General features: G+C 55.3%; 1 protein-coding gene and 3 tRNA genes. All 4 read right to left on the bottom strand.

Annotated elements, in window-relative coordinates:
* Nucleotides 1–97: GTP-binding protein (locus J3489_RS22445; protein WP_033470817.1), on the bottom strand; the 97-nt coding region annotated here is incomplete at its 3' end.
* Between the two features lie 63 nt (nucleotides 98–160).
* Nucleotides 161–235: transfer RNA gene (locus tag J3489_RS22440), tRNA-Thr, on the bottom strand.
* Between the two features lie 15 nt (nucleotides 236–250).
* Nucleotides 251–324: transfer RNA gene (locus J3489_RS22435), tRNA-Gly, on the bottom strand.
* Between the two features lie 41 nt (nucleotides 325–365).
* Nucleotides 366–451: transfer RNA gene (locus J3489_RS22430), tRNA-Tyr, on the bottom strand.
* Nucleotides 452–544: the final 93 nt, after the last annotated feature.

Raw genomic sequence — 544 nt, 5'->3', positions numbered from 1 at the left:
TGATCGCCGCCGTCAGCGTGGTCTTGCCATGATCAACGTGACCGATCGTGCCGACGTTCACGTGCGGCTTGGTCCGCTCAAACTTACCCTTGGCCATTTTCGACTCCTAAGAGGATTTTCCGTACGTTGCGCCGCGCGCAAACAATCACTGACTACTTGCTGGTGCCCATGGGCAGGATCGAACTGCCGACCTCTCCCTTACCAAGGGAGTGCTCTACCACTGAGCCACATGGGCGCTACTTCTTAACACTGGAGCGGGTGAAGGGAATCGAACCCTCGTCGTAAGCTTGGAAGGCTTCTGCTCTACCATTGAGCTACACCCGCAAGGGCTTTCCGATTCCCTATCGCTACTACAGCTTGCATTCTGGTGGAGGAGGTTGGATTCGAACCAACGTAGGCGTAAGCCAACAGATTTACAGTCTGCCCCCTTTAGCCACTCGGGCACCCCTCCGCAGAGAACTGCCGATTATGGGGGTACATCGACGTAATGTCAAGTACTACGTGAGCCCCAGGCTATCGATCGCTCTCACTTATAGTCTTGCCG

It is taken from the genome of Trinickia mobilis (genome assembly GCF_017315705.1).
Lineage (GTDB): Bacteria > Pseudomonadota > Gammaproteobacteria > Burkholderiales > Burkholderiaceae > Trinickia_A > Trinickia_A mobilis.
Note: the sequence above shows the minus strand (reverse complement) of the source record. Positions and strands in the feature narration are given on the sequence as shown.